We start from the raw sequence: 5,093 nt of genomic DNA, 5'->3' as shown, positions 1-5,093 counted from the left end.
TCTTATTTTAATAAGACAAGTCTATAGTGAAAGTTACAGACGGTATGTAACAAACAACTTTAAAAATAAATGATTAAAAGATGAAAATTATTTGTCTGATTCTCATTTTATTGTCAGTTTGTTTCTGCAGTAAAGAAAAGGTTTATAGAACCAACTTTTCTGAGATGGATACGATTAAAGCGGATAAGTATTTTGCTTCCGAGGTACTGCCGGATTCCCGGAAAGATATTTACGGCGACTGGCGCGTAACAGGCACTTCCGGAGGATTTACGGGCATGGGGTATCGTAAGGACTTTGATTATCTGGTTCTTAAACCTAACGGGATATTTGTCATCATTAGAAATGACTCATTAATTGCCTTTGGAAAGATGGTTGTCAGCCAGGATAATAATGGCTTATTGTGCAGGTTCAGTCCGGAGAAACCGGCACAAATTGAATTATTATCGGATTCTGAAAAATATTTGAACATAGTTAGCATGGATTCCCTGAATCTTTATGCGCCCTGTTGTGACCGCTTTAATACTCACTTAATCCGGGTAAAATAATTCATGCAGTTTTCTGAATATAAAGTGTGGTTGTATGTATATGATTTGAATTTTGCCAATTAATCTGTTCTGAAAATCAGATTATAATTTTGTTAGCATTATTTTAAAAAATCAAATTAAAGGCAAAATTTTCTGTAAAATTCAATGAACCTAATTCTTTCAGAAGCAATCATGGGTGACATTCATTTGGCTCCATCATGATCAGTTCTGTTTTTCAGTCATATCAAGCCCATGTTTTATGCCTGTTTTGCTTTTTTTATAAAACAGTATAAAGATCAACTTTAAATCACATGAACTTTGTATAAAATTCTGTAAATTTATATGAAACGAACATGTTTGCGAATAAACGCAAAACGCCAATGAATATAGCAAACATAGAGTTACATACGACCCATAAAAATTAATTATTTACGTATGAAATGTTGATTATTTAATTGTCATCGGATTCCTGTTTGAATTTCCATTTGCTATTTTGATATTGTAAGGAATAATTAATTAAGTGTTTATGATTTTTAACATTTAAAATGATAATCGTATGGGACTATTGGGAAATTTATTTAAAAAAGCCGGTAGCGCGGTTGCCGGTACGGGTGCTGATACGAATACAATCAGCAGTATTTTTGAACTGATCAACCACAGGCAGGTAGGAGGGCTGGAAGGGCTTGTTGGAAAGATGACCAGCGGTGGCCTTGGAAATATTGTAAATTCCTGGGTTGGTACCGGGAAAAATGAAGCGGTCAATCCCGGTCAGATTAATGAAGTGTTGGGTAGTGAGGTGGTTGGACAAGTTGCATCAAAGTTAGGGATATCTCAGGAAGCTGCCAGTGAAAAAATTGCTACTTTTCTTCCCACTATTATTGACAAACTCACGCCCAACGGGAAAATTGAGGCCTCTTCCCAAACGATGAATGTTAAGGATATTCTAAGTAATTTCCTGAACAGGTAATTTCCCTGATCTGCAAATATTCATCAGGCCTGGGATTACCTGTTTCTTACCTTATAATTCCCTGTAGATGAAATTATTTACTTTAATTTGATAAGAGATCATCATTTAAAAACAAAAATTATGGCTGTACTAAAAGAATTCAAGGACTTTGCCATGCGGGGCAACGTGGTTGACCTGGCAGTAGGTATCATCATTGGCGGGGCATTTGGGAAAATAGTGTCCTCCTTGGTAGCGGATATCATTATGCCGCCAATTGGACTGCTGATTAGCGGAATTACTTTTGCCGATATTAAATGGACCATAAAGGATGCTGTGATAAATGCTTCAGGGAAAGTAGTTCACAATGCAGTGACTCTTAATTTGGGGAATTTTATCCTAGCTATTATAGATTTTCTGATTATTGCTTTTGCCATTTTCTTACTGGTTAAAGGACTTAACCGCTTGCAAAAGAAAAAGGAAGAACCTGTTGCTCCTCCTCCAACCAAACAGGAAGCATTGCTCACCGAGATAAGAGACCTGCTTCGTTCTAAATAATTATAACATAAATATTATGCAAAGGAAATTAATTTCCCTTTTGTTGTTTATGGTTATATTAGGGTCGGTTTATGCGCAAAAAGATACCGTAAAGCACCTGAGCAAAGGCGGTTTTTTCTCCCTGACCTTCAATCAGGTTAGCTTGAGCAATTGGGCGGCCGGAGGTGAAGACGCGCTCTCTGCAACGGGTATTGCCAACTTTTTTGCCAATTACAAAAAAGAAAAATCGGTATGGGACAATTCATTGGACCTGGGTTATGGATTATTAAAGAGCGGCTCCAATAAAATCAGGAAAAATGAGGATAAACTGGAGTTTAACTCCAAGTATGGTTATAGGGCTTTTGATAATGTTTATTACAGTGCTCTGTTAAACTATCGTTCGCAATTTGCCAGCGGATACAATTATCCGAATGACAGTACGGTGGTTTCAAAATTTAATGCTCCTGGGTATTTGTCAATAAGTATAGGGTTGGATTATAAGCCCAATGCTTTTCTTTCAGTTTATCTTTCGCCTATGGCCGGGCGGATGACCTTTGTCAGTGACAGAAAATTGGCTGATGCCGGAGCTTATGGAGTTGATCCGGCTGTATATAATTCTTCAAACCAAAAGATCAAGGACGGCAAGAAATGCCGCTTTGAATTTGGTGCCACCTTTAGTGCTAGATATCAGAAAGATGTTGTAAAGAATGTAAATATTGCTTCCAAGCTGTTGCTTTTCAACAATTATACAGATAAAGTGAAGAAAAACCGGGGAAATATTGCCGTAAACTGGGAAACCATGATCAATATGAAAACAGGAAAATATCTGACAACGAGTATTTTAACAAATCTTATTTACGATCAGAATGTTATCCGCAGGACCCAGTTTAAAGAAGCAATAGGAGTGGGGCTTTCTTATAAATTCTGATATTGAAAAATATGTTTATTGCTAACCCTGAAATTCAAAGGTATCTTCTGCTGCAGGTATTTTAGGGGTTAGTATTCCTTTTTTTTCATACACCGAGCGAATGATGAGGCGTATGGCAGGCATATTTTTCTCATAAATAAGAAAACCAATAAAACAGGCGATACCGCCAATCAGGATTGTATATTGCACGCCAATTAATTTGGAAAGGCTGCCGGCAAGCAGGCTTCCAAAAGGGGATATGCCCATGAAGGACATGGCATAGAAGCTCATCACGCGGCCGCGCTTGTCATCGTCAACCAGGGTTTGGATGACGGTGTTGGTTGAAGCCATTTGGGTGATCATTCCCAGACCGGCCAGGAACATCAGGATAAGCGATATATATAGGTTTTTAGAAAAAGATATGGCAATGACCGATAAGGAGAAGAGGCAGAGTGCCACGGGAATTTTCCTGCTCAACCCCACCACAGTCTTGCGTGAGGCAAGATAAAAAGCTCCTAATAAAGCTCCTGCACCTGAGGCACCCATTAAAAATCCCATGGTATGGGAACCTCCCATCAAAATATCTTTGGCAACTACGGGCATCAGGACAACGTACGACATGCCCATCAGATTAATCAGGGCCAGCAATAGAAGCAAGGCTCTGATGGGTAAAAAGCCAAAAGTATAGTTGAAACCTTCTTTAAATTCCTGGAAAATATTTTTCCCTTCTTCCTGCTTGGAATAACCGTGTAATCTCATGGCCAAAAGTGCCGCAATTACTCCGATGTAACTTAATCCGTTGATTAGGAAGCAGGGGCCTTCGCCCAGCCAGGCAATTAATATACCGGCAATGGAGGGCCCGATCAGCCTGGCACTGTTGAACATGGCCGAATTCAGGGCAATTGCATTGCTTAAATTTTCCCTGTTTTCAATCATATCGATGAGAAATGAATGCCTTGCAGGGGTATCAAAAGAATTGATTACACCCAGGAATAGGCTTAAAGGAAGGATGTGCCAGATGGTAACACTGTGGGTGATCACCAGCAGCCAGAGAGTGAGGGCTTGAACCATGGATAGAGCCTGGGTAGCGATGAGGATATGGTGACGATTCCATTTATCAGTCATCACCCCGGCAAAAGGTGAAATAAAAAAGGAAGGGATCTGATTGGCAAAACCCACCAGTCCAAGGTAAAAAACCGATCCGGTGATGCGGTAAACCAGCCAGCTCAGGGCAATTTGTTGCATCCATGTGCCTATCAACGAGATGCATTGGCCCCCAAAGAACAACCTGTAATTCCGTGAATGGAAGGTTCTAAAAATGATCTTTATTTTATCCCTCCATTCCTGCGACTTCTTCTCCATGGTTAAAACTTTTCAGCTGCAAGTTACAAAAAATTTGTAACGGGACGGAAATCCCATGTTCACGGGTATTTGAGCGGTTATTTTAAAAGCATTTTTGATAACAAAAGAATTATGCAGGTTTTTTGCAGTAGATTTTCACATTTATAAAATTGAAACAGCTAAAGATTTTTTATCTTTTTGCTTCATTATGAGTTAAATAATGTTACATATTAGTTGATTATTTGAATTTTATTTGTTTATTTGTTATTTCGTTTATTTAAACTGAGATAAATCCGGAGTTTCGTAAGGTATTTTTTCTGAATCAATCGATAATTCTGGGAAAGGCAGGTTATAGAAACATTAAAGTCAATGGAATTGTAGAAGAAAGAATTTAAAAGTTAAAAGGATTTAAAAAATGAAAACTGAGGGATTATCTCTCCTGAAAAAAAAACAAAATAATTATTTTTATCAGGTAAGAAATATTTCCGAATGCCCAGTTGGATAAAATTTTTGATATTAATCTCTGAGGGGTAAGTTTGATGGGGAGATGTTCCATATTTTCTTCTTTCCCTTTAAGATTTAAAGGGACAAGGCAGTCCGGCTCTACACCGGAGAGGTTTGTTGTTGCATTATTTTTCGTTTGGATCTTGTATGTCCTTTCAAAAATTATAGGTATAAATAGAAACCTTTTATTTTGCCAGGTGAAAGGGAATAGCCATCCTGCCCAACTTATAAACCAAAACCATACCAAACCTTTTTGTCAGTTTTGGCCCTGCAACGAAGCATTTGCCGGTAAATTAAATATATAAGCATACATGACCCATATCATTTCCATAAACAC

General features: G+C 38.1%; 5 protein-coding genes. 4 read left to right on the top strand and 1 reads right to left on the bottom strand.

The features are described from left to right. The first annotated feature begins 80 nt into the window (after positions 1-80). From Q8907_12450 to Q8907_12435, 4 genes are all read left to right on the top strand, one after another. Positions 81-545, top strand: a complete 465-nt coding sequence (locus Q8907_12450; protein ID MDP4275081.1) for a hypothetical protein — start codon at positions 81-83, stop codon at positions 543-545. A gap of 535 nt (positions 546-1,080) precedes the next feature. Then, on the top strand, positions 1,081-1,491 hold the full coding sequence (locus tag Q8907_12445) for a YidB family protein (GenBank protein ID MDP4275080.1): 411 nt from the start codon (positions 1,081-1,083) through the stop codon (positions 1,489-1,491). Between the two features lie 120 nt (positions 1,492-1,611). Continuing rightward, positions 1,612-2,025 (top strand): large-conductance mechanosensitive channel protein MscL, encoded by a 414-nt coding sequence (mscL, locus tag Q8907_12440; GenBank protein ID MDP4275079.1) that lies wholly within the window; start codon positions 1,612-1,614, stop codon positions 2,023-2,025. A gap of 16 nt (positions 2,026-2,041) precedes the next feature. Then, the gene (locus tag Q8907_12435; protein ID MDP4275078.1) at positions 2,042-2,932 is read left to right on the top strand and encodes a DUF3078 domain-containing protein; all 891 of its coding nucleotides are present in this window, start codon (positions 2,042-2,044) and stop codon (positions 2,930-2,932) included. Positions 2,933-2,953: 21 nt separating this feature from the next. Here the strand turns inward: Q8907_12435 and Q8907_12430 are convergent, their stop codons facing one another. After that, positions 2,954-4,273 carry an MFS transporter gene (locus Q8907_12430; GenBank protein MDP4275077.1) on the bottom strand — a complete coding sequence of 440 codons (1,320 nt, stop codon included), beginning with the start codon at positions 4,271-4,273 and terminating at the stop codon, positions 2,954-2,956. Between the last annotated feature and the right edge of the window lie 820 nt (positions 4,274-5,093).

The sequence above is a fragment of the Bacteroidota bacterium genome (genome assembly GCA_030706565.1).
In the GTDB taxonomy this organism is placed as follows: domain Bacteria; phylum Bacteroidota; class Bacteroidia; order Bacteroidales; family JAUZOH01; genus JAUZOH01.
Note: the sequence above shows the minus strand (reverse complement) of the source record. Positions and strands in the feature narration are given on the sequence as shown.

Excerpts from the sequence above, each read along its gene's own strand:
- Q8907_12430 (MDP4275077.1), bottom strand. The coding sequence starts at position 4,273 with ATGGAGAAGAAGTCGCAGGAATGGAGGGATAAAATAAAGATCATTTTT.
- Q8907_12445 (MDP4275080.1), top strand. The coding sequence starts at position 1,081 with ATGGGACTATTGGGAAATTTATTTAAAAAAGCCGGTAGCGCGGTTGCC.
- Q8907_12450 (MDP4275081.1), top strand. The coding sequence starts at position 81 with ATGAAAATTATTTGTCTGATTCTCATTTTATTGTCAGTTTGTTTCTGC.
- mscL (MDP4275079.1), top strand. The coding sequence starts at position 1,612 with ATGGCTGTACTAAAAGAATTCAAGGACTTTGCCATGCGGGGCAACGTG.
- Q8907_12435 (MDP4275078.1), top strand. The coding sequence starts at position 2,042 with ATGCAAAGGAAATTAATTTCCCTTTTGTTGTTTATGGTTATATTAGGG.